Consider the following 25,371-nt stretch of genomic DNA (forward strand, 5'->3'; position numbering starts at 1 on the left):
GTTTAAATAAAAAAAGTAACATTTTTAAGGAAGCTAAGAAAGCAACTTTGTTGCTTAAGAAGGATTATGATTGTACGTTCGCTTAGAAAGAATCAATGTAATTGATTCAAAACTTTGCCGGCTTAAAATAATAAGAAATTCAGATAAGAACTTTGCGTTAAAATTTATTCTTCTTTCCCACAGATTACAGAGATTGCACAGATTTTTAAAGACAATCAAGGACGTACCTCACTACTAGCTTCCAGCTTCCAGCCAAAAATAAAAAGCAGATTCCCGATTGAAAACCTGCTTTTAACGTATCTAACAAATCCTGAATTATTTTCCGCCGCCGCCGTTTTTCTCTACGTCGGTTTTTGTATTTTCCTTTACCTTCTGGTTTCCGAAACGCTTTACAAAAGTAAGAGAAACTCCATACCAGTCCCATTTTGAGTACTCTCTGAAAGTTCCGTCCGCGCTGTATGTTGTGTTATCGCCATAAGGCCTTTTAAAGATGTTCATCAGCTGCATGCTCAGCTCCATCTGGGTTTTCGGGAATATTTTAGTCACTGAAATATTATGGAAAACATTGGTATTGTTGGCATATGAGTTACCGTTATTCTGATTGGCAAGTTCCATCCATGCACTTACATTAATGTTTTTATTAAACAGATTAGTATAAGATATATTCGCTGAGGCTCCCCAATAGCTGATATAATCCTTAGCTCCCAATTTATTCTTCTCGTTAAAATCCTTATTATTAATGTAGTACCATCCAAATCCGGCATTCACATTCAGTTTATTTTTCAGGAAATTCTGATTGGTATTGGCAAATAGGTAATATTTTTCAACCTTTCCATCAAAGTTCCCCGGCAGTGAAACTGTTCTGCCGTTTTCCGTAACGTACGTCGTCCAGTAATCCTGATTCGTGTGCATATACCTTGCAGAGATAAAGTACTTTTTCAGAATTCCGAACTTCAGATAAAGCCTGTCATTCGGGTTGGGATTCAGATAAAGGTTTCCTCTGGAATACGTTCCGTTAATTTCAGGCATAAGGAAGGGATTAAATTCAGAATACCAGGGTCTCCAGATGCTTCGGTTGTAGGTAAGACTCAGGTCAAACTTCTCTGAAAAGCTATATTTCAGCAATAAGTTGGGAAGAAAAGAGCCGTAAGAATCCCTTCTTTCCGTACCTGCCACATCCTGTCTTACTTTATAATCAATATATTCGTAACGGATTCCGACTCTGGTTTCCAGTTTTTCGAAAAATGTCTTGCTGTAATTGGCATATAAAGAACTCAGATGATCTTCATAATGGAATCTGTCATTGCGGGAAAGATTAGCGAATTCCGGGATGGCATTATCAATGCTGAATCCATACAGGCTGTTAGGAATAACATGGTTGTTTATTTCGGTCTTCCCTCCTACTTCCATGGTGCCTCCCGATTTACCAAAAGGTTGTGTATAATCAACTTTCAGATAATAATTACGCATCTGATTGCTACTGATAACGCCCAGCTGCTGATGGGTTATCACCCCTTGCTTAGTAATTTGCTTGTCGATCAGATTATCATTATTATCACTGGAATAATTGGTTCCTAAATTAATATCTAAAATCCTGTTTTTCTCTTTATCATAGTATTTATAGAAAGCATTAGTCCCCAGATTACGGCTGAATCCCCAGTTGTTTTGGTTCTGGAGGAAAGATTCTCCCGGATCTCCGTCTTTTGTAGTGGTCCCATCAGATTCTGCAGTGTGAAAATTCCTGTTTTGTGAATATTCCAGTACAAGCCCGAAGTTATTTTTATCATTAATCTCAAACTCCGAAGTGGAAGAAACAGAAGGGCTTTCATTTCTCATTACATTTTTCAGATTAAACTGTGTCAGTTTATTTTCCGCATAGCGGTTATCCCATGTCTGATTCGTCTGTACATAAGTTCCGTTATTATAACCTCCTATAAGGGTTTGGGTAAACTTTTTCTTATGGTAGTTCAAGTTGAAATTCGTGTATTGCGAGTTTTTGGTACTCTGTCTGTTGTTGAGAGATATACTTCCTTTTAATCCTTCATCATCCCTTTTTTTAAGGACAATATTGATCACGGAACCGGAAGTTTCATAACGGGAAGACGGACTGGTGATCACTTCAATTTTCATCAGGTTATCGGCAGGAATTGTTTTAAGATATTCCTTGAGCTCCTTACCTGTAAAAACAGATTTCCTGTCATTGATATATACGGTAACCAATTGTCCCTCAGCTTTTACCTCATCATTGTTATCAATACTTACCAGAGGAGTCATTCTCAGCACATCCCATGTTGTATTTCCCGCCAGAATTGCACTGTTGGCTACATTAAATACAGTTCTGTCTACTTTAGATTCTACGGTTGGTTTTCTGGCAACCAGCGTAACCGCTTCTATTTCTTTTGCATTTCCTTTTACAGTATCGTTGGCAGCCGGAGCTGGAACCTGTTGGCCCATTGCTGATACGCCTGTTAATATTGCTATGGGAAATAATAATATTTTCATGTGAAATTATAGTTTTTTCTATAAGACCACTATCTTCATTAATATGTTACATCAAAAAATAAAAAAAAGTAAAATAATTATTTAATTTTCAAGCATATAACAATTAAAACATAAACATAAATTTAAAAATGATGTAAATTTTTCAACAAATCAAGCCAATAAAACTCACTTTCATTATAAATATTCTTAAAAAACAATATTTATACGAAATTGAAAATTTATTTAAAATTCCAACAGTTTGACCAGAAAAAAAGCCCGGATCTCACCCGGGCCGTTAGCAATAGCAAATTGACAAGGATTACTATTAAAAAATATATGCTAGTTTACACTTTCAAAGTAATGAATAACACCTACCTCAGGCAGACGGAACGGATCTTTATTAAAACCGGATTCTTTATTCCTGCTGCTTTCCAGAAAAGAATTACTGAAAAGTGCATAAGAAGGCTGTTCAGCGACTCCGTTTTTTAAAAGCTGATGAGCCTCGACAATTGTTTTTCCATATAATTTTCTGAAGTTTCCGATATTATACTGTGAAAAAGATCCGTAATGAACAATAAACTTGAGAGCCAGATCAATTTTGGTACTTAAACTTTTACTTAACTCTTCTATTTTCCTGTTGAAAGCAGTCCGCATCTTCCACAGCATTGTTGAAATACTCTGGTAAGACGGATTTTCATCATAACGGTAAAATAAAATGGCATCTCCCTCAATCTCGGAAATTTCAAAATACTGATCGTTCACATCAATGAGTGTCGACAGTAATTGCCGTACAATATACTCACCTGTATACAATTTTGTATTGAACACAAATTCAGTAAATCCGCTGAAATCCGGAATGAGAATAATCCCCTCCTGTATAGTTGTCTTCATAATGATAATGGATTAAAACCTGCTTCATCCTTACAGACGAAGCAGATTCAATTTTACTTTATCATTGTAAGACATTACAAAGAATCCTGTGGAAATTTTACTTCTATTTTTAAACAACAATCATCAGCTCCTTATCATATCCATTATACTTTTCGTCAATATAACCATGAGGATTACAGATAATTTCCGTTTCTCCGATTTTATATCTTACGGGAGTATGAATGTGCCCGTGAATCCAGTATAAGGGTTGGTATTCTTTAATTACATCTTCCAAATCTGAAGCATAAGCCGCTGTTAAAGGATCATTTTTGTAATGTTCTGGCACAGATTGTATGCTGGGTGCATGGTGTGTAACTACTATATTTTTAAGTCCTTTTGAGTCTTCAAGATTTTCTTTTAGCCATTGTTTTGAAAGCTGATGAATTTTAAAGGTATCCAATGTTCTCATTTTCGAATAGGAAGGATCTCTTTTTATCATTTTATAGTCATTCATCTTAGATTGACAAAGCATTCCGTACTCAACAGGATTTCCAAAGATGGAAAAATCCGTCCATAAAGTGGCTCCATGAAAACGGATACCATCAATATCTGTATATGAATTTTCCAACACATGAACATTGGAACCCAAGGCTGCTTCTTTAATCTTGTGAAGTGTTTTCGGATATGAGCCTTTATAATATTCATGATTACCTAAAACATAGATGACAGGTTTATCAGGTATAGCCTCTTTCATCCATTCAATTCCTTTGGTTCCCAGGTTGACGTCTCCTGCCAGCACAATTATATCGGCATGATCAAAACATAATTCCGTACTCCCAAATTCCCGGTGAAGATCGCTGATAATCTGTATTTTCATGATATATAGTAAACAGCAAAGGTAATAAAGGGAAGCAGAATAACAAAAATCGAAAAAAAGAACCGGCCCCTAAGCACCGATTCTTTCGTCATATAGTTTGTGTATTTTTAAGCCCGCTTGCTATGAAACGGCTACTTCTGCCTGCTTCACTTTTATGCTTTTCAATATAAAATAAAATAACATTCCGAGAGCCAGTAAAGCGTAACTGATCAAAATAATCAGATTCAGGCTTCCCACAGAAAGTTCTGACGGAAAGATCTGACTCATTAACGTCATGAATGACAATCCAATACCTGCTCCCAGAAAGTAACTTGTAGAGCTCAGACTTGAAGCCAATCCGTAATGTGCTGGTTCAACATCCTGAATTCCCATTACTGAAAGTGCGGTAAAACAGAACGTCATTCCTATTCCTGAAATACATGCTGCTCCAAGCAAAACCATAGTCAGCGGATGTCCTGCATATACAGAAATTAAGAGCAGCAAACCACCGGCCAGCATAAACAACCATCCTAAAACACCCATTTGAGAAGAACTAAGAAGTTTTGATATGTGCGGCAGAATGAATTTGGCCGTCAAAGCAGACAGAATACTGAACGGAACAAGCATTAATCCTGCAGAAGCAGCGCTGTAGCCCATATCTTTCTGAAGCATCAGTGAAATCAGGAATAAAAATCCTATAAAAAATGCTCCAAGAGTAAAGAATACAGCATTGGAAACTACTAAAGATCTGTGTTTAAACAGTTTTAAATCTACCAATGGCTCTGCAACGGATTTTAAACGGTAGTACACCATAACAAGAAGTACTAAAGCGAGTATTAAAGAACCTGTTACCAGGAAAGGCTGTTCTTTGATGTGAACCAATTCATGTGTTCCGTAAGTCAGGCTTAGCAATCCAAGCACCATCAATATTCCTGAAACCATATCGGTTTTCTGAGCGGTTTCGCTTTTTTCATCTGTTGGCAGATAATAGTACGACAGCACCAATGTGATTAAAAGAATAGGAACATTGATCAGGAAGACCCAATGCCAGCTCAGGTAAGTACTGATGATTCCTCCTACTGAAAGACCACTTCCTGAACCAATGGCAGCAAATGAACTGAAAATTCCGATAGCGCGGTTTCTCTCCTGCTCTCCTCTGAAAGTATTGGTCACGATAGACAATGCAGAAGGCATTACCAATGCTGCTCCCAGTCCCTGCAAAGCACGGAATACGGTCAGCACTTCAAAGTTCTGAGATAGTCCGGCTCCTAAAGAAGTCAGCATAAAAATCAGGGCTCCCCATAAAAACATTTTCTTTCTTCCGATCTGATCTGAAAGTTTTCCTCCAATGATCAGAAATCCGCCAAAGAATAACACATAAAGTGTCTGCAGCCACTGAACCGTCTCGGCTCCAATCTGAAACTGCTGCTGAATAGAAGGAATGGTCAAATTAATAATGGCAATATCCAACGCCTCTACAAATGTTCCTACCGATGCTAAAATTAATATTACATTCTTCCTTGTATCCATGTTTCAAATTTCCTGCAAAATTAAAATTAACAGAACGTATTTGAAAATTTAACCTTAAATTTGGAACAATATTAAACATTTAAAATATTTAAAAGAACAAAACACCTGATACACCATAAAAAACCTATAAAAACAGAACAAAATGGCAACTGAAAATTATATTCCTGATGAAAAAGACTTATCCATCCTCCGTTTGCTTCAGAAAGACGCGAAGATGAGTGTCCGTGATATTTCGGCAAGAATCAACTTAAGTCCTACACCTACTCATGAGCGTATCAAACGTATGGAAAAACAGGGAATCATTAAAGAGTATACTGCTGTGGTTGACCGTAAAAAGGTTAATAAAGGAATGATGGTGATCTGTATGATCGCTTTAAATGTTCACAACAAGAAAACTGCGGGAAAATTCATTGAGGAAGTGGGCAGATTGAAGGAAGTGGTAGAATTTTACAATATCAGCGGGGACTTTGATTTTATGCTGAAGATCCTTGCTCCCAATATGGATGAATTTCATGAGTTTTTCGTGAACAAATTATCAGAAATTGAAGGAATCGGCCAGACGAAGAGCATTTTTGTCATGAACAGCATTAAGGAAAGTGCGCAGATTGTTTAAGACAAAATAAAAAGCAGCTGCGTGAAAACATGCAGCTGCTTTTTATAGTCAATCAATATGAGATTAATTTTTCATCATCTATTTCCAGTAATTCCAGACTGATCCGTCAAATACCGCCAGTGTTTTACTAACTGTATCATAGCACATCATACCCGGATAAGGATTTTTAACATTAAGATGCGGTGCTGCTATCTGAGGAAGAATCATCGCTTTATTCTGAGATTCCAGCACCAATACGCCATCAGCAGAACTTGCAGCCTCCCCCATAATGACTCCTTTTCCCGTTTCTGCAGAATTATTAGCGATAACCACACTTGAATTACCGGCATCTGACAGGGATTTCCACACATCATTTTCGTACATTTTTACTTTGTTATCCGTGACATCAAAGATGAATGTTCCGTTCTCCAAAGATCCTGCAGGAAAACCAGATGTTGCGGGAAGAATTATACCCTTTGTATTTCCTGCTACGTTATCAAAATCTAAGACCGTACTGTTTCCATCCACGGACTGTTTACCAATCGCAACCTGAGCAAAAAATGTATTGGAAATAACCAAAGCAGCTGCTATACTTATATTTTTTATATTGTTCATATTCTTTATCAGTTTAATCATTACAGCTTCTTTCTACACATTTCCATTCCGTACCGTTGTACAGTTTTACACATTTATCCTGAATATCATACAGAAGCATTCCTTCTTTCGGTTCTGCGATGGCGTCTCCGGGCTGTGGCGTCTGGCTTACATGCTGAACCCTGGTAATCACAAAGCCTTTATTTTTTGATTCCATGGCTAGGAATCCGTTAGGTATATTTTCAGGCCACGAATCGCTTTTCTGCTGTATGGTAATTCCAAATTTTGTATATCCGTCCGGTGTCCCAGAAATTCCGGGCTTTGTACAAAATCCGTCGATCTCATCAATAATCACGGGAGCATTTCCACAGCTTGTTTTGTCTTCTGATAATCCTTCAGGCCAGAGAGCAGGACACATGGCTTTGGTTGCATTGGGTCCGCAGAAGCTTGAATTCCCCATTCCCAATCCTATAACAGATCCCATGGCAATGGTTACGATCTGGCTGTCATCACTGATAATGGAAGCTCCACCACCACCACTTACGTCTGCTTTTGCAATACAGTACGCTCTTCCGGTAGGAACACCTACATATTCAACAGAAGGGTATGTCGTAGACTGCTGGGTAAATGTTCCGCAAATTTCTACCACGCTGCTTGTTCCCATTTCAATAACAGAAGTTGTTCCGGGATAAAAACCGCCAAATGTCGGATCCTCCTGAATCACCGATCCTACAAGAGATAAGAAAGATTTGGTTCCCAGTTTAATTTTTGAATTTTTCTGAGACCCGAACGTTCCTACTTTCACAGTTCCCGTACATTTAACACTTGTTCCGTCAGTAATTTCCAGAATCCCATCAACCTGAATACTGTTGGATTGCAGCTGTCCGGATTGTATGATAAGGGTAGCTCCATTCGGAATGCTGATATTGGTATTTACACTTAGGTTTCCATTGAGGCAATACGTGTTTCCGCTTGTCATGGCCTGCCCTGTATAAGGGATACACTGAGCATAGGCTGCAGCACTGAAAACGAGCATTAATAAAAAAATCAATTTTTTATTAGAAATAAAAAAAAATACTTTATTCATATACATTTATAATACTTTAACAAATTATTACTGCTTTAATAATAAATTTTTAAACTTTCAACATCATCGACCCCACTAACAACAATTAATATACCAAACAACTGTTTAATTTTTTAATGCTTACATGATATTCTACCACCCTACATCATTACCGGCGTTGTTAAAAAACCCTTATAAATCTTACACCACAACCAACTACATCCTTCAATTTCTGTTTATATTCAGCAGAATTATTTTTTAAATTTTATATTTTAATTCCTGTTTTCGCTCTGTGTTTAATAGAAATAATTCTGCGCTTGTTGATATAACAGGTTTCTCTTTTATACAACAAGCCTCTCCAAACACAGCCTGTTTTAGATCTCCGCAGTTTTCGACTGAATACAGCAATAGATAATCTGAATAACAGACTTCCATCCAAATTCACATTAAAAACCGTAAATTTGCAGCATGAATAACGATACGATATGCGCGCTGGCTACGGCCAATGGAATAGGTGCTTTAGGCATCATCCGTGTTTCAGGAAATGAAGCTTTATCTGTAGTTCAGAAAAGTTTTCCGGCCAAAAACCTGGAAAAACAGAAATCCCACACCATCCATTACGGTTATTTTATGGATGAAGATGAAGCGATTGATGAAGTGATGCTTTCCATTTTCCTGGCTCCGAAAAGTTTCACCACTGAGAATTCTGTGGAGATTGCTTTTCACGGCTCTCCGCATATCGGAAAACGTATTCTTGAAACCCTGATCAAAAACGGGGCGAGAATGGCCAAAGCAGGAGAATTTACCCTTCGTGCCTTTATCAACGGCAGAATTGACCTTTCCCAGGCAGAAGCAATTGCCGATGTGATTGCTTCTGAAAATGAAGCTTCGAGAAAAGTTGCGATCAATCAATTAAAAGGAGGCATCACCAATGAAATCTCTGTATTAAGAACGGATCTTTTAAATTTCGTTTCCTTAATTGAGCTGGAGCTTGATTTTGCGGAAGAAGATGTGGAATTTGCTGACAGAAGTGCTTTAAGTGGATTATTGGATAAAATTGAAGTCAAACTAAATTCTTTGATTGAAAGTTTCCAATACGGAAATGCCATTAAAAATGGAACCGCTGTTGCCATCATCGGAAAACCGAATGCCGGAAAGTCTACGCTGCTGAACTCTCTTTTGAAGGAAGAAAGAGCGATTGTGAGTAATATTGCCGGAACCACGAGAGATACCATTGAGGAAGTTCTTCATATTAAAGGTCATGCTTTCCGGTTAATTGATACTGCAGGACTTCGTGAAACGGTGGATGAAATTGAAGCGATCGGGGTAAAAAAAGCTAAAGAAAAGGTAGAAAACGCCAATATTCTGGTGTATCTGGCAGATGCTGCGACCGAGGATTTTTCTGAAGATATTGAAATGATCCAATCTTTGTTGAGAGAAGACCTGAAGCTGATTATCTGCGCGACAAAAATTGATGAAGTAATTCCCACAAAATACGAAACGGTAGAAGATATTTTCAGAAACGCCATTTCTCATGATTTTGATTTTATTAAAATCTCAGCCGTTGAAAATCAAAACATCCAGGATCTGAAAAATGAACTTTCTTCGTATGTGGAACATTTAAAAACTGAAGAAAATAACGTTGTCATCACCAACCAACGACACTTTGAAGCCTTAAGAAAATCCATGGATGCCGTTCATAAAGTAAAAGAAGCGATCTCTTTCCAGATCTCTACGGAGTTACTGGCGTATGAGCTTAGAAATGCACTGGAACATCTTGGAGAAATCTCCGGAGAAGTTACCAATGATGAGGTGCTAGGGAATATTTTTTCTAAGTTTTGTATTGGGAAATAGATCCGACCTTCTTTACCATATTTTAAGAATTTTGAATTCAAAATAAAAAACAGCCTTTTTTGAGGCTGTTTTTTTGTTTATTGAAGTCTCTGTTTGAAATTTCCAAACTTGGGAGATTTATTACTGACTCAAAGTCAGGAGACTTTGCCTTTACTTTGATGTATGTAAAAAATAAAATGGTAGAATCTATTGATTTTATGATAATCGTGGAAAAGTCTTCTTTTTGAAAAGAGGACTTTTTTAGTTAAATTTGTAAGAATGCCATTAAATATGAATAAAAATTTATTTTCGAAATTCTTTAAAAATAAAGAAATTGATGAAGAAAAAACCGAAACTTTACTAAGTTCGCTTGCTCCAAAAATATTAACAAAAACAGAGGATATTGAGAAAATCCAACCCTATTTAGATAAGCTCAAAGAAACTATAGATACGAAAGGAATTAGTAATATCGCATTAACTGGTGGTTATGGTTCGGGGAAAAGTACAGTAATAAAAACGTTTCAATCATTAAACAAACAGTATGAATATCTAAATATATCATTGGCTTCTTTTAATAAGAAAAAAGAAGATGAAAACGAAAATAATAATCAAACAGATGTAAAAGTACAGAAAGAAGAACTGGAAAGATTGCTAGAAGTAAGTATTTTACAACAAATATTTTATCACGTTAAACCACAACAAATTCCTGAATCACGTTTTAAAAGAATAGATAATATTTCGGGTTGGAGGATATTTGGTATATCTATAAGTTTTGTTTTATGGGTTGTTTGTGCAACTTTACTTTTGAAATACAACTATTTAGATAAAATTAATCCAACTAGTTGGAATACAAAAAATAGTATTGATTGGTGGAGTGTACCAATATTTTTAATTTCTTTTAGTGGTTTGGGTGTATTATCTAAACTTATAATCAACTTGTTTAGTAATTCAAAAATTAACAAAGTAAATATAAAAGGAGAATTAGAATTAGGAGATAATGTAAATAAATCTGTATTTAATGAACACTTAGAAGAGATTTTGTACTTTTTTGAACGTACAAAATACAATGTAGTAATCATTGAAGATTTAGATAGATTTGATAGTACTGATATTTTTACAAAACTTAGAGAAATCAATATATTGTTGAATAACTCACTGTTAATAGATAGAGAAATTAATTTTGTATATGCGGTTGGAGATGATTTATTTAATGACAGAAAAGAAAGGGTTAAGTTTTTTGAATACATAATCCCTGTTATTCCATTTATTAATTCTTCGAATGCTGATGAACAATTAAGTTTATTAATAAAAGAATCAGGATTAGACGAAAATATATTTACGAGAGAATTTATAACAGATATTACAACTTTTATTGATGATATTGACATGAGGTTATTAACCAATATTTTTCAAGAATTTGTAATTTATAGAAAAACACTAAAGCCTGAATTTATTAAGAAAAATGATGAATTATTTGCGATGATTACATATAAAAATTTATATCCAACAGATTTTACAGAACTTAATAAGAATGAGGGGAAATTATATAATTTGATAAATAATAAGAAAGAATATATTATAAACTTTGTAACCAAAATAGATAAAGAAATTTTAGAGAAGAACAAGGAAATCGGAAATATTGAAAGTGAAACAATAGATAACATTGAGGAGCTAAAAAGTATATATTTTCAGAAAATATTATCAAAAATTCCTACAAATGCGCTGATTAACCGAACTACTATTAACAATGATTTTGATGAGATAATTTCAAAACAAAAGTTGAGTTATAAATATCACAATAGAGGTTATGCTGATTTATTTGATAATGAATTTGATTTTAAATTTTCTGAAATTGAAAATGAAATTAATCCTGAATTTACTTATGAAGAAAGAGTAGAGTTTATAGAATTAAAACAAGAAGATAAAGTTAATTCATTAAAAAATGAAATCAACAAATTAAAAAATAAAAAATTAGAAATACAGAATTGGGATTTAAAACAAATATTTAACGAAGTTGATATTAATCAATATTTAGATGGATTTTTAGACGTTAAACTATTGAGAAGTCTAATTTTGGAAGGATATATTAATGAAAATTATAATGATTATATATCGTTGTTTTATGAAGGTTCTCTTACAAAGGATGATAAAAAATTTGAACAAAATGTTAAAAGTAGATTTAATTCAGATTTTAATTACAAATTAGTGAATATTGATAACTTGTTGCAAGATAAACATTTATCAGAATTGAAATATTTTGAAAGAGATGCAATTTTAAATTTCGATTTATTAGATCATTTAGGAAACAACTACAACAAATATTCTATAAAATATGATGCAGTAATTCTGTTATTATGTAATGAAAAAGAGCGTTCGATACAGTTTATTGATGGTTATATTAAAAGTGAAGATAGACCATTAGAAATTTTCTTTGAAAAGTTAGTAGAAAATTGGAAAGATTTTTGGGAGTATATTGTGGAAGAATCTGTTTATGATAGAAGTAAAGTAGATGAATATTTAAGGTTAATGATTATTTACACAAAAGCTGAAACTATACTAAATAATCAGAGTAAGAAATTTTTAAATGAAATGATTGAAACGAATCCACAGTTTTTATCATTAGTTAAAAATGTTAGTGGGAAAGATTATTATAATAAGATTACAAATCTTTTGAAAGGGTTGAGCATTAAATTTGAAAGATTAAATAATCCGAATGAAGACACTGAGAAATTGTTTGAATATGTTTACAATAATAGTCATTACAGTATAAACAGTGATAACCTTTTACAACAAGTTTTATTATTTGGAAAAGATGTTGATGAGGAAGATTTTAAGAGTTCGAATTATTCAACAATATTGAAATCAGATTGTAATGCACTTATTGAATATATTAGCAGTAATTTATCTATCTATATAGAAAAAGTTTATTTAAAATTAGAAGATAATAAGTTTGATGAAGAAGAAAGTCTAATTAAACTCTTAAATAATGAAAAATTAGATATTACATTAAAGATCAAAATTATTCAAAAAGTAGAAACGAAAATCTCTGATTTAAATAACATCAATGAGTCAGTTATAAAAGAACAATTACTTTTAAATAATAAAGTAATTCCTAAATGGAATAATGTAACTAACTATTATAGTGATAGCGAAGATACAATAAATGAAAGTTTGGTTAAGTTTTTAAATTTTGAAAATGTTTATACTGATTTATCCAAAGAGAAAATGATACATAAAAGTGATACTTTTGAGTATAGTGTTTTCAGAGAAAATTTACTTTTAACTAATGAACTATCAAATGAAAGTTATACTAAAATATTGGAAAGTAGTATTTATTACAGAGATAAATTAGCATTTGAAAACTTAGATAAAGATAAAGTTGATTATTTAACACAAAGGATATTAAATACCACTAAAACCAACTATGATTTGTTAAAGGAAGGGTTTAAAAATAACCACATAAAACTTTTGGAGAAAAATTTTAAAACTTTTTTAGATAAAAATACAGAATTTGAAACTGAGAACATTGATATTTTACTGTTACTAAATTCTGATAAAATAGTGATTGATAAGAAATTTGATTACATTATGATATTGAATGAAAGTACTGTATCCGGTAGTAAAGAAATTTCAAAAAAAGTAGGAGAAATTATTCTACAAAAATCTAAAACTGTTGATTTCAATATTGATACTTTAAAATCTATTGTTACTAATCAACTAAATTCTGAAAAAAGAATATTACTAATTAATTTATATTTTGAAAAAATAACAAACGATGATATTATTAACCTATTGAAGAGTATATGGAACTATGACAATTTATTTAAAAATCGCAAGCCAACATTTGACAAAACAGAATATAATAGAATTCTTTTGGAAAGGTTAAAAATCAAAGGTTTAATTAAAAATTATTATGACAACAAGTGGAATTATAAGGAATATAGAGTAACAACTAACTATTGAAGATAATGGGAGATTTTTTAAGAAAAACAAATGTTAGATTGATTATCAATGTGCTTGCTCATGAAACTGGACATTTTATTGCTAATATTCTTTTAAACGACATACAACCTGAACCAAAGGTTGAAGATATTGTAATTTCATGGGATGATTTTTATAAGAAACCATGGGGACGAACCGAATACTCAATTAAGGAAGGGGTAAATCATTGGATATTTCCAAGAGATACACAATTATGTTATCATACAATATTATCACTTTATTCAGGATGTATTTGGGAAAAGTTTGCAAATTGTACATTTCATAATTTAGAATTATCTATTAATGATATTCAAAATTGTTACGAAGGCTCTGGCTTTAAAGACGCTCAAACTGTTGGTATTATTAATAACAAATATCTCAGTCTGGGGTTAAATAAAGAATTTGCCGAAAAAGAAATAATAGAAAGTTACGTAGAATTATTGAATGGCTTATCTAGTGAAGAAAAACAATTAATCTATAACTTTTTCAAAAAAATTTCAGATGAAATCGAAGTTTGTCTATTTGATGGGAGGGAACCAAAAGAGTATAATTTAACAAACGAACAGCTTGAAAATTTAAAAATGTTTATTTCACTTAATTTTATATCAGTTTATAAAGATAAATTAACTGAAATTTTAGATAAAATATCAACTAAACTTAAAAGTTATATTGAATCAAAATCTAAATAAATTGATTACAAAGTAATGAATTGGATACTAATTATCTGTAACACCCTATAAAAAGCGAGAAGCAACTTTCCGTATCGAAAGATAGCTCCAATTCCCTCTATCACCACTCAATTTCAAATCCAAAAACATAAAGACAGCCCTTTCCAAGGCTGTTTTTTTCTTTATTAAGCCTCTTCAACAAAAAAATAGCGAAAAAGGGTAATTCCCTGGTAATGGTCTACACGGTAACTTTATCAAAAAATAAGTATCATGAACGCAATTATTAAAAAACTATCCATTTTAAGTGTGCTGATTTCACTAATGAGTTTCTGTTCCTTCCTGTTTGCGCAGGTTTATCCAATCGGACAGATGTTTTTGACCACTTATGGCCAGTCTTTTACGATGTATAATACCGGGGTGATTGTTCAGGATGGCAATCCGGGAAATGCCGGCCAGGCCGTATATGATCAGACCGGAATTAATTATTTACTCTTGCCGTCTGCCATTCCTTACCAAAAGGCATTTTTTCTGGATTTTAATAAAAATATTATAGAGCTGGATTACAGATATGGATACCGCGTCGTGGGTTATTCCAATATTCCTGTTCCTCCGCAGCCGGTTATGTATCTGCCAAAGCCTACATATGATCATCAGATAGGAATTGAAACCGCTGACGGACTAAGACCGTTACCTACGCAGATTATTGATGAACAAAAACCTTATGGGGATGTCATGATGACCAGTGAGCAGAATGCCGTGGACTGTTATAAAAATTCTTTGAATTTTGACGGATCATTAAACCAGTTGAAATTCGGGGACTGTATGGTAACGAATATGGCAGGACAGAAAGAACTTGAAATTTATAAATGTGCCAAAAATTCAGCAACCATGGAGGAACAAAGCCTTTGTATGCTCAGTATTTTAGGCGGTTCAAAAGAAAAACAGATTACCCGGGATATGATGAAGTGCTATAAAGAATATGGCGGCAATTATGAAATGTATCCCCTTTGTTTTGCTGATAAAGTCAATGATCCTGAACTCAAGCAATTAGTTTCCTGCTTTAAAGATCAGGCCAACAGTGGAGAAATATCTTTCATGGGAACTGCCGTGTGTTATGGAGCAAGTAAGCTTAATCTGAATACGGAAGCTCAAATAGCCGTGGAATGTGCGGTAAGCACCGGAGGCCAGCCGTACGCATTTGCAGGATGTGCGGGCGGCCAGTTAACCTATCGTGAATTAAATAAATGTCTAACAAACGGAGTTGGTGGTGACAATGGATGTTTCGGAAAAAATAATACGATTGTTAAAGGATTAAACCAGATTGGAGACGCTTTAAAAGGTCAGTTTGGTCCTAATAACGATATCGTCAAAACATGGAATACGACTGTTCATGATTTACAATACGGTCCCGGAAAAAATCACGAAGCGGTAAAAGTGGTCAGAAACATTAGTAACGAGCTGGGAAAAGCAGGAACTAATGTAGCCAAAGAAATAAAAAAGGTAGTGCCCAAAATAAAAATAAAATGGTGAAGCTGATCTTCTGAAAATAAATAACTGATATGTAATCCGGTCTATCAACTATGAAATCCAATATCCTGAAGATGTTGGATTTTTCATGACCTCATGATTTCGATGCAAATTGAATTAACAAATCAGGAGAAGCCTGTATTCACCATCATTTTCCACGGGTGCCCTGTGAACACAAGGCAAAGCGGATTGCTCAGGATGATCTACTGCAATGCGCCAAAGATGGCCAATTCCTAAATTGACAGGCTCTGCATCGGGCTTAGGCTGATAATGAAGATCAAAGAAATACTCTTTCAGGAAGTCTTCAAATTCGTCTTCAGTGCCGTCATGTAATTTTTTGAGCTGTTCCCGGACTTCAGGAATTACAATTTTCTGTTCCACCTGATCATTAGCAATGATATCACTAGCTGTTCCGTGATAAGTGCATAGAAAAGTATCTGTTGCAACAGGCGAACGGTCAACATGATATGAGTATACATCCGTTGAAATAAAACCGAGTTCTTCGTCCCGCTCATAGTTTTTAAGCAAATTAAGAACCGGAGATGCACCAAAATCTGTCAATAACTGCAGGTCATTTAAAATAATTTCTCTCGCCATACTCCCCTCTTCTGACAATTCCAATGCTAAAAGATCTTCGCCGGAAACTTCTGTAATATCATCTTTCAGCTGAAGCTTTGTGACGATTTCTTTAAAGTCACCCACTAAATTCCTATGCCAGCAAATGGCATTCATAACGCCTTGAAAACGGGTATTGACAAGTTCAGAAAAAGAAGAAACCACCTCAATTTGATCATGGCCGGAAAATGCAGTGCTCATAGGTTGGAATAAACAGTTTAGCTGCTTAATTCTGCACAAAAATACGGAATAGGTTTTCAATCGCATAAGATGAAGGTTAAAAAAAACAGCATCCTTGTTAAAGAATGCTGTTTATATCTAAGGTTATTAATTTTCAGTTTTGTTTTTTTACTTCTTCAGTATCTTTTCTGTTACTGTTGAAGATTTTGTTTTAAGTTTAATATAATATACTCCTGTCTGAAGAGAAGATAATACGATCTGTTCCTGCATCATAGTCAAAGTTCCCTGTTTTAACAGTTGTCCCGTAGTTCCAAAGATTTCATAAGAAACCAAAGGCTCTTTACTCCTGATGGTAAGCACATCCTGAACCGGATTCGGGAATAATTGAATTCCTGCCTGTACGGCTGTTTCCTCTACGGACATCTGGCTGCATGCTGACTTAGAATATTTTGTAATGAAAGACTGGGATTTTCCTCCCGTCACATTTACTGTCATGGTATTGACATTATCATTGGAATCTGTAAAGAGCTGGTCATGAAAAAGACCGCCTAGTACATAGTTTCCATCTTTATCTACAGCAATGGCTGTAAATTCATCCTGAACCTGAAAATTGCTATGAATTTCTCCGGTACCAATTACTGCACCCGTATCTTTATTGAAACGTACCAGCAAAGGATCTGATAAATCTGAATTAGGACGTGTCATTGAAAAGCTTCCCCAAATCTCATTCCAGCTTCCTTTGGCGAAGGCCAGTTCATTTCCGTTCAGTGCCAGTTTTCCTTTCATGAAACGGTACGCAGAAAAGCTTGTAAGCCCATCCGGAACTTTTGCCCATTGTACAGCTCCATCAGCATTCAGCTTCATCACAAAAGGAGTTTGTCCCTGATAATTTTGTACAGGAAAAGAATAGTTTCCAAAAGTGGTAGGAACTGTTCCTGAAAAATAACGTCCGGAAATATAAATATCTGAAGAACCTGAACCTTTGATTACGGAATGAATTTCATCATCCATAAATGCCGGTAAGCTATTGTCAAATTCTTTTCTCCATAATTCAGCTCCGGTACTTCCGTTAAACGCAAGTATATAGGCATTTTTTGTAAAAGGAATATTATTGTACGAAAGACTTTCCATAGTACTGCTGTAGTTTCCTACCATTCTTTTTCCTGCCAGATAATATCTGTTTAAGCTTTCATCGTACAGCAGATTTACTTTACCATCAGTTCCTCCTGCAGTCAGTCCTCCGCTTATAGGAAGCAACAGTGGCGTTGCAGGTGTCATACTCCCGTTATCATAGTTGAATTTAACCAGATAGTACTGAAAGGAGGTAGTGAAGGTTGAAGGCACGGTAATTAAACCATTTAAATGATTTCCTGCTCTGAAACCCATAACAGCATGAATATTTTTGGATGAATCCATATACATCATCTGAACATCACAGCGTCTGCTGAGATAACTGACATCTCCCTGCAAGGCTTTACTCCAATCCAATGTTCCGTCAGAAGTTTTATATTTAAGCAGATATGCCGCTTTATGCGCCGGTTCTACTGTCTGATCATAATAGGTATACAAAGGCATGGTGTGAGTAGCATCAAAATGCATAGGAAGAGCGGTAGGATCGCCGCTGTAAGAATTATTATAAAGAGTAGCCATTACATATAAACCACCATTATTATCCACTTCAATATGCCAGGCATTTTCACCATCTTCTGATCCGCCAATAACGGTAGACCACAGTGCATTACCCTGACAATCCGTAGCAAACAAAATAAGATCACGTAGTCCATAATTAGGTACAGCTACCCCATTCAGATTCTGACCTCCATTCCATACACTTGCGAGATAATAGGTGTTGTTATTGTTATCTACAACAATATCCCGTATAGATTCATCAAATTGGTAATTAAACCCCGGATCGGCAGAACCGGATTGGCCGCCGGCCTGTTTTGCCCATTGCCACTGGTAAGTCTGGCTAAAAGATAATACCGGCAACATCAATAGTAATCCCCAAAGCTTGTTTTTTAGTTGTATCATATAAATTCATTTAATTATCACATACTATAAAAAACAGTGCTCTCCGAAGAGAACACTGATTTATAAGTCACTAATTTTTAATTAGTTTCCCTTGTAATGATGTGTCTCCCGTTTGTACAATAACGATATAAACGCCTTGCAGCCAGCTGGAAACTTCCACGTCTACCTCTCCGGAAGCCGCTTTCACTTCTTTACGGAATTTGACATTGCCCATGGCATCAAAAACTGTAATCTGTTTTGCCAATAACTTTTCGTTACCTGTATTGTATGAGATTTTCACTTTTTCCTTCGCAGGATTTGGTATCATTTTCAGAGAAGAAACAGCAGCAGCGGTAACACTTCTTGATGCACTTCTCATGCCTATCCATTCCGGATCTACCGCTTTGGTACTAAACTTACATGTCTCATTATAGAATAAAACCTCGTCTGTACCCTGGAAGTTTGGATTTGGATAGAAAGCTAATGGATTAGCATTCAAATCATACACTCCTCCTGCAGGAATGGTAATAATAGACGGAATATAAGTTCCGTATCCGTTAACACTTGAAACATTAAGACTTATCGGCTGTCCTCCGGCATTGTGAATAATACCAGAAACAGAGTAATGGTCTCCTACCCACTTCATTGGTTTAATATCTCCTTCAATCTTACAATCTGTTTCGTATCCACAATCTTTACCTGGATAATAATTCATGGTTCCTGATGTATACTGGCATCCTAAGTGATTGACCTGTAATTGGTATGTACCAGGAGAGCCTATATATAACGGGAAGATAAAGTTATTGTTCCCGGTTTGAATACTGTTTCCGAACAACATCCAGTCATGATGATCAAATACCCCTTTTGGTCCTATAATGTAATTCTTCTCTCTAAGACATTCATCATAGCATCCTGTAGGGAATACCCACATCAGGCTTTCAAGGCTTAATGGTACTTCCACAGAGCTGGATACTTTACAACCGCTTGGCGCAGTATAAGTAACCTGGAATACACCACCTTCATTGACTGTAATTGTCTGACCAGACATTCCATTACTCCAGTTATAATTTCCTGTAGATGGTCCTGATGCAGTTAACTGGATTTTATAAGGCTGGCAGCTCACCAAACTATACGTTGCCGTAATAGATGATGGCGGATTACTTACCGTAAGGGTAAAGTTTTTAGAGCTTACACATCCTGATGTACCCGGAGTTCTTACTTCAAGAGTATAAACATAGGTACCTGCAGCTAATGATCCTGTATTAAGAGTGATCGGATAAGGAGCAGAAGTCCATGGTATAACTACTGAACCTGCTTTCTTCCATTGGTATTCTAATGTATTATCTGTTACAAGACCAGTCAGTATGGTAGAAGATCCTGCGCAGATAGTAGCTTTACCAGAAATATTTACATATGGAGCATTTTTAACCGTTACTGTTGCAGGTTTAGTACTCATGATGCTTGTTTTACAACCATCAGGTGATACCAATACCGGCCAGTAAGTTCCCGACTGAGTAGGTGTGAATGTCATTGAATTTGGAGCTCCAGGCACCGGCTGTGAACCATTCATCCAGATATACTGGCTGGCAGTTCCTACCGAACCATTAAATACAAGTGTCGGAACAGATCCTGCACAGGCAAGTACGTTAACAGGTGAAATATTACCATCAATGGAAGCTTCATTCACGCTAATGTTTGCAATTGGTGAAGTATATACACATCCGTTAGGAGTAGTTACTTTTAGCTGTATTGTCTTGGCACCACTTGTATTATAGGTAACCGTAGCAGTTGCTCCCGAAGCTACATACGCCGTACCATCAAAAAGCCATGTGTAGGTATTAGCCGAGTTGTATCCCGGTGCAGTGAATGTAATAGGTTCACGTACACATAGCCATGCCGGAACCAGGAAGCTGGTACTAGGAACCGGAGCTAATGTAATCGTCTGTGTAGTGGTACACGCTGGTTTCCCTGGCGCAGACATTGTCATGGTAAAGGTATAAGTACCTGGCGCAAGGTTGTTATAAGTAGCCGTCTGTCCTGTCTGAGTTGGCTGACCCGGGCTGGTGAATGTATATGTAATAGATGACTGGTTAATCTCAAATATAGTAGAGCTGTTAAACAGAGTCACGTTATATCCGCCTCCGCTGCACACTGTGCTTACACTGAATTTAGGCTCGTAGTTCTTTCTTACTTCTACTGCTTTGCTGTACCAGCATGAACCATATCTTAAACGTACAAAAACAATATGTGCTCCCGCAAGTGTAGTCTGATACGTTGCTGTAGGCTGTCCCTGAGGAGAAGTTAAAGTAAGTACGTTGTCTGATGACCATTCTATCTGATCAGGAGTTCCGTTATACGTTAACCCTGATGCTGAAATTGTATTACAACCTGACCACGCAGCTGTAAAGTTGATCTGAGGATCTGTATTACAAGTTCCGCTGCTTGGGCAAAGCTGGCTCACATTAATATTCTGTGAAGAAACCACGCAACCATTAATATCTACAGCCTGCACTCTATAAGTTCCAAAAGCACCTGCACCGCCTATGGTGTATGAATTGGTGGTAGCACCTGATATAGGTGAATTGTTTTGGAACCACTGCCAGGAAGTAATATTGGTAAGCCCTGTAGAACTATTTGCCGTAAGCGTATACGGTGTCATTGTTGTAGGATCACATACCAGGATATTATATACCGGAGAAACTGTAATAATAGTTTCAGGATAGATTGTAAAGTTTGCGCTTGCAGTAGGCTTATAGTTACATCCGTTAGTTCCTGTATAAGTTACTGTAACCGTTTGAGAAACGTTACTTCCTGATCCGTTTTGAATATATCCGTTATTCGGGAAGCTGTAATTTCCTGATGGATTATAAGTGGTATTATAGGTATTTCCGTTTGCAAAAGTGAAAGTTACACCCGTTGCTGAAGTGATTGATCCCTGATCAACAGAGAATGTAAGGTTGGAACCTAAACAGATTCCTCCAACATTTATGAAGCTTACCACAGGAAGCGGTAATAAAGATACCGGAACACTTATGATTTTTGTAACTCCACATTTTACAACTCTCAGGTTCAGCATAGTGCTGCTTGTTGTAGAGATTTCGTTGAAGTTGACAGTAATGTTACTGGTACCCTGTCCTCCTACAACACTTCCGAAGTTAGGACTTGCGAATGTCCATTCCATAAAATCGGGAACAATACCGTTCAGATTTGCAGTAAATGTCTGTGTGCTGCTCGGACAGAAAGGTCCGCCCGGATTAGGATTAACCGTAATGGTATTAAGATCTAACGGCGCTACACTGAACGAAATCGGAGCAGAAAGACATCCTGCATTACTCATCGATTTATTCTGTGCAGATACTGAATATGATGAAGCCCCCGTATTAAAGATAACCGTTACAGACGATCCTGCATTACTGCCTTGGATGGTTCCGTTAGTGACACTCCAAACAGGTACCATTCCCGGATCCACTGAACTGATGGTATACACATAAGGTTTTCCAGGACATACTTTATTCTCTCCTGAAATAGTTCCTGTAGGAGGCTGTGGAATTGGTAATACCTTAATAATTCTTGGGTTACTTTCACAATCTCCTCCTTGCTTCACCGCAACGATAGTATAAGTTCCCGCAGTGTTAAAAGTATAGCTGAATGGCCCGGATACTACTCCCGAAGTCACAGTAGAGCCTCCGGTAGTTACTTTCCAGATAACAGGTACGTTAGGGGTAGCTGTAAATGTCTGGCTTGTTCCCGCACAGATCTCATCCGTACCGCCGCTTATCGTTACAGGCTGTTCAACAGTGATATCAATAGAAGCATTTCCTTCACAAGCTAATAAAGTATTGTAGTAGGTTGCCTCAAGGTGATATGTTCCGGGCTGTGTAGCCGAGAAAACAATTTCATTTCTCTGCTGGGTATTGACCAGCAGCCCTGTTCCAGGCCCGGATACATTCCAGTTAACTTTTGTCGTAGGCCATTGAGGAATAGAATAGGTATATTGCTTTCCGGCGCATACTTTATCCTGTCCTTTAACTTTTGCATTCTTTAAAATCACTGGGATTTTAACTGTAGTCCATTCAGGGCAGGCACATTCAGACATATACATGACATATCCGAAACCGTCCAGAGGATCCACCTGATCCCAAACTACTTCAATTTCGTTACCGTTATTGTTTATAATGTTTCCACCAATAACTTTCCATTGTCCTTTGTTACATCCATCCTGAGCATTGTATTTCTCAGTACTTCCTTCACATACTACAGAAGCACAATTGATCTGTACAGGATAAGATTTTACTACCTTGATTTCCTTTCTGTACTTGCTCTGGCATCCGCACTTATTGGTTACGGTAAGCTGAATGGTGTAATTACCGGGATTAGTGTAGACATGAGACGGTTCAAAAGCTGTGGAAGTGGAAGTAGTTCCATCTCCGAACTGCCAGAAATAATTGACAATATCTGACCCTCCGTTTTGTTCGGAAAGGTTATCAAAATACACCGTTGTATTATTACATACCGTGTAATCCAGATTAAGCAATTCAAACTTAGCAATAGGCCTGTTGATTTTTTCAATACAGATGGTCTGTGTTTCCACAGTTCCGTCATTGTATGTGATAACAGCCTGTAAAGATCCATTACCGGCGGCACCCCACGTAACATACGCCAAGGTATTTCCGGTTCCGGAAATTGTGGCAGTTCCTCCCGAAACTGACCATTGTACATTAGAAACGTTGGATCCCTGAACCAGATATTTGACAGGGTCTATTGACTTCTCGCAGACGCGGAGGCACTGCGAAGAATTGATGTAGGAACTGGCGATACCGTTGTCAGGGATCTGACCTTCTTTTTCGCCGCGGAATTCCTGGCATCCGACCTCTTCGGTCCATGTAATTTGAGCTTGTGCTTGCAGTACCCACGGTACCAGAAGCCAACATAGCAGGAGCCATCTGAAGACGTGCTGCCTGCCAAAGTAGGTGTTGTTTTTCATAGTTATTAAAAAAGTGTTATTAATTTTTTGTCAAATTAATAAAAATAATAATACAAAAATCATTTAATCGTGAAAAAATAACATTATTTCACAACTGAATTTCAACAATATAAACAAATTCGTGATTATATACTATTTCACAAACACATTAGTTATGTAAAAAAATCCCTGTGCTCCGGCCTATTTAAGCGCTCCAACCCCATTTTAATAGAATAAAATCATTCATTTTAGCGTATTAAAATCCAAAACAAACAACAAAAAAGTAAATAAAATTAATTTTTTACTTTAAAATAATAATTTAAATTAAAATTAATCACATATACGAAACAGGTAAAACAACAAACTTTTATCCGTTTCTTTTCTTAAAAAATTTCTCATGCAATCCGGCAATTTATTCTTCTTCTATAAGCATCACCTATGCCCACCTGCACCGATATTCGTAACTACGGTAATGAGAATTGCTGACAAGATTAAAATACTTTATCTTTGTTTTTCAAGGCTTATCATCAACATTATATTTGAATACACCTTTCCTATGAAAAACAACAGCTTTTTATTTTCTGCTAAAGGAATCTGTACAGCAGCTTTTATTTTCTTAAACACAATTGTTTATGCTCAGAAAACCGCAGATATATCAACCATTTCGGACAAAACCCTAAACAACATCCTGGAGAAGAACAGAGCTTATTACAGCCAGGGAAAAGTAGCTGATTACATTCCTGAACTGGGAAAAATGGACGCTAAAGCAATAGCCTTTTCAGTGGTAGACAAAAACGGGAAAGTATTCAATGCCGGAGATGTCAATAAAAAATTCACCATGCAGAGCATTTCCAAAATCATATCATTAATGGTGGCTGTCAATGAAAAAGGAGAAACCAACATCTTTGAGAAAATGGGATATTTCGGTTCCGACAAACCTTTCAACCATTTTTCCAACCTTGAAACTACAGGAAAACCGCTTAATCCTATGATGAATGCAGGGGCAATTCTTACTACTTCATTAATTTCCGGTGACGGAGAAAAACCATTCCTGAAAATACTGGATATGGTAAGATATATTACCAAAAATTCATCCATAGATTACAACAAATCAGTTTACGAATCTGAAAAATCAACAGGACACCGCAACCGTGGGATGTTTTACATCATGAAAAACAGTGGACTGATTTCAGGAAACGAAGACCAGCTGGACAACTATTTCAAGCAGTGTTCCATTGAACTTACCGCTGAGGATCTTGCCAAAATAGGTTACTTTTTTGCCAACCAGTGTGTAAGATTCGACGGAGATACCACTTTTAAAAATGCCGATATGGCCAAACTGATAGAATCACAAATGCTGACTGCCGGAATGTATGAGTTCAGCGGTGAATACTCCAGAATGGTAGGACTGCCAAGCAAATCCGGTGTAGGAGGCGGAATTACCGTAAGTGTTCCGGGAAAAATAGGAATCGGAGTTTTCAGTCCTGCTTTAGACCAGCATGGAAATTCTCTGGCCGGCTATCATATGATTTTAGATCTGGCCAAACAGTATGGATTAAGTATCTTTTAAAGGTTCAAGTACATAGAATATAACAAATTCTCCAA

Annotated in this window: 15 protein-coding genes; 6 read left to right on the plus strand and 9 right to left on the minus strand. The window is 36.0% G+C overall.

Translation table 11 applies throughout. From position 1 onward, the window contains the following. Positions 1-315: 315 nt before the first annotated feature. The 4 genes from AC5YGI_RS06155 to AC5YGI_RS06170 all read right to left on the minus strand — a co-directional run bounded on the left by AC5YGI_RS06155 (position 316) and on the right by AC5YGI_RS06170 (position 5,737). Entirely contained in the window at positions 316-2,502 is a 2,187-nt protein-coding gene (locus AC5YGI_RS06155; protein ID WP_496167797.1) for an outer membrane beta-barrel family protein, read from the minus strand. A 318-nt stretch (positions 2,503-2,820) separates the two neighbouring features. After that, positions 2,821-3,372, minus strand: a complete 552-nt coding sequence (locus AC5YGI_RS06160) for a DUF2652 domain-containing protein (RefSeq protein ID WP_227941854.1) — start codon at positions 3,370-3,372, stop codon at positions 2,821-2,823. Between the two features lie 109 nt (positions 3,373-3,481). Beyond that, the gene (locus AC5YGI_RS06165) at positions 3,482-4,228 is read right to left on the minus strand and encodes a metallophosphoesterase (protein ID WP_496167799.1); all 747 of its coding nucleotides are present in this window, start codon (positions 4,226-4,228) and stop codon (positions 3,482-3,484) included. 120 nt (positions 4,229-4,348) lie between these two features. Next, positions 4,349-5,737, minus strand: a complete 1,389-nt coding sequence (locus AC5YGI_RS06170) for an MFS transporter (RefSeq protein ID WP_496167800.1) — start codon at positions 5,735-5,737, stop codon at positions 4,349-4,351. A gap of 142 nt (positions 5,738-5,879) precedes the next feature. Here AC5YGI_RS06170 and AC5YGI_RS06175 point away from each other — a divergent pair, with 142 nt between their 5' ends. After that, positions 5,880-6,350: an Lrp/AsnC family transcriptional regulator gene (locus tag AC5YGI_RS06175; RefSeq protein WP_131435042.1), complete on the plus strand. Its 471-nt coding sequence runs from the start codon at positions 5,880-5,882 to the stop codon at positions 6,348-6,350. Between the two features lie 78 nt (positions 6,351-6,428). Here the strand turns inward: AC5YGI_RS06175 and AC5YGI_RS06180 are convergent, their stop codons facing one another. After that, positions 6,429-6,944 carry a phage tail-like protein gene (locus AC5YGI_RS06180; protein WP_330747125.1) on the minus strand — a complete coding sequence of 172 codons (516 nt, stop codon included), beginning with the start codon at positions 6,942-6,944 and terminating at the stop codon, positions 6,429-6,431. A 13-nt stretch (positions 6,945-6,957) separates the two neighbouring features. Continuing rightward, positions 6,958-7,974, minus strand: coding sequence for a phage tail-like protein (locus AC5YGI_RS06185; RefSeq protein ID WP_496167801.1), 1,017 nt, complete (start codon positions 7,972-7,974; stop codon positions 6,958-6,960). 483 nt (positions 7,975-8,457) lie between these two features. Between AC5YGI_RS06185 and mnmE the strand changes: the two genes are divergently transcribed. The 4 genes from mnmE (at position 8,458) to AC5YGI_RS06205 (ending at position 16,001) form a co-directional block, all read left to right on the plus strand. Beyond that, entirely contained in the window at positions 8,458-9,843 is a 1,386-nt protein-coding gene (mnmE, locus tag AC5YGI_RS06190) for a tRNA uridine-5-carboxymethylaminomethyl(34) synthesis GTPase MnmE (protein ID WP_496167802.1), read from the plus strand. Positions 9,844-10,113: 270 nt separating this feature from the next. Continuing rightward, complete coding sequence (locus tag AC5YGI_RS06195) at positions 10,114-13,785, plus strand: YobI family P-loop NTPase (protein ID WP_496167803.1); 3,672 nt, start codon at positions 10,114-10,116, stop codon at positions 13,783-13,785. 5 nt (positions 13,786-13,790) lie between these two features. Further along, positions 13,791-14,492 carry a hypothetical protein gene (locus tag AC5YGI_RS06200; protein ID WP_496167804.1) on the plus strand — a complete coding sequence of 234 codons (702 nt, stop codon included), beginning with the start codon at positions 13,791-13,793 and terminating at the stop codon, positions 14,490-14,492. Between the two features lie 249 nt (positions 14,493-14,741). Continuing rightward, positions 14,742-16,001, plus strand: coding sequence for a hypothetical protein (locus AC5YGI_RS06205; protein ID WP_496167805.1), 1,260 nt, complete (start codon positions 14,742-14,744; stop codon positions 15,999-16,001). 114 nt (positions 16,002-16,115) lie between these two features. Here the strand turns inward: AC5YGI_RS06205 and AC5YGI_RS06210 are convergent, their stop codons facing one another. The 3 genes from AC5YGI_RS06210 to AC5YGI_RS06220 all read right to left on the minus strand — a co-directional run bounded on the left by AC5YGI_RS06210 (position 16,116) and on the right by AC5YGI_RS06220 (position 23,787). Further along, positions 16,116-16,814, minus strand: a complete 699-nt coding sequence (locus tag AC5YGI_RS06210) for a DUF1826 domain-containing protein (RefSeq protein ID WP_446105294.1) — start codon at positions 16,812-16,814, stop codon at positions 16,116-16,118. A gap of 147 nt (positions 16,815-16,961) precedes the next feature. Next, on the minus strand, positions 16,962-18,824 hold the full coding sequence (locus AC5YGI_RS06215) for a T9SS type A sorting domain-containing protein (protein ID WP_343639237.1): 1,863 nt from the start codon (positions 18,822-18,824) through the stop codon (positions 16,962-16,964). 70 nt (positions 18,825-18,894) lie between these two features. Then, positions 18,895-23,787: a PKD domain-containing protein gene (locus tag AC5YGI_RS06220; RefSeq protein ID WP_496167807.1), complete on the minus strand. Its 4,893-nt coding sequence runs from the start codon at positions 23,785-23,787 to the stop codon at positions 18,895-18,897. Positions 23,788-24,322: 535 nt separating this feature from the next. Between AC5YGI_RS06220 and glsA the strand changes: the two genes are divergently transcribed. Beyond that, positions 24,323-25,336, plus strand: coding sequence for a glutaminase A (gene glsA, locus AC5YGI_RS06225; RefSeq protein ID WP_330747675.1), 1,014 nt, complete (start codon positions 24,323-24,325; stop codon positions 25,334-25,336). Positions 25,337-25,371 lie beyond the last annotated feature (35 nt).

It is taken from the genome of Chryseobacterium sp. CS3K3.1 (genome assembly GCF_059515165.1).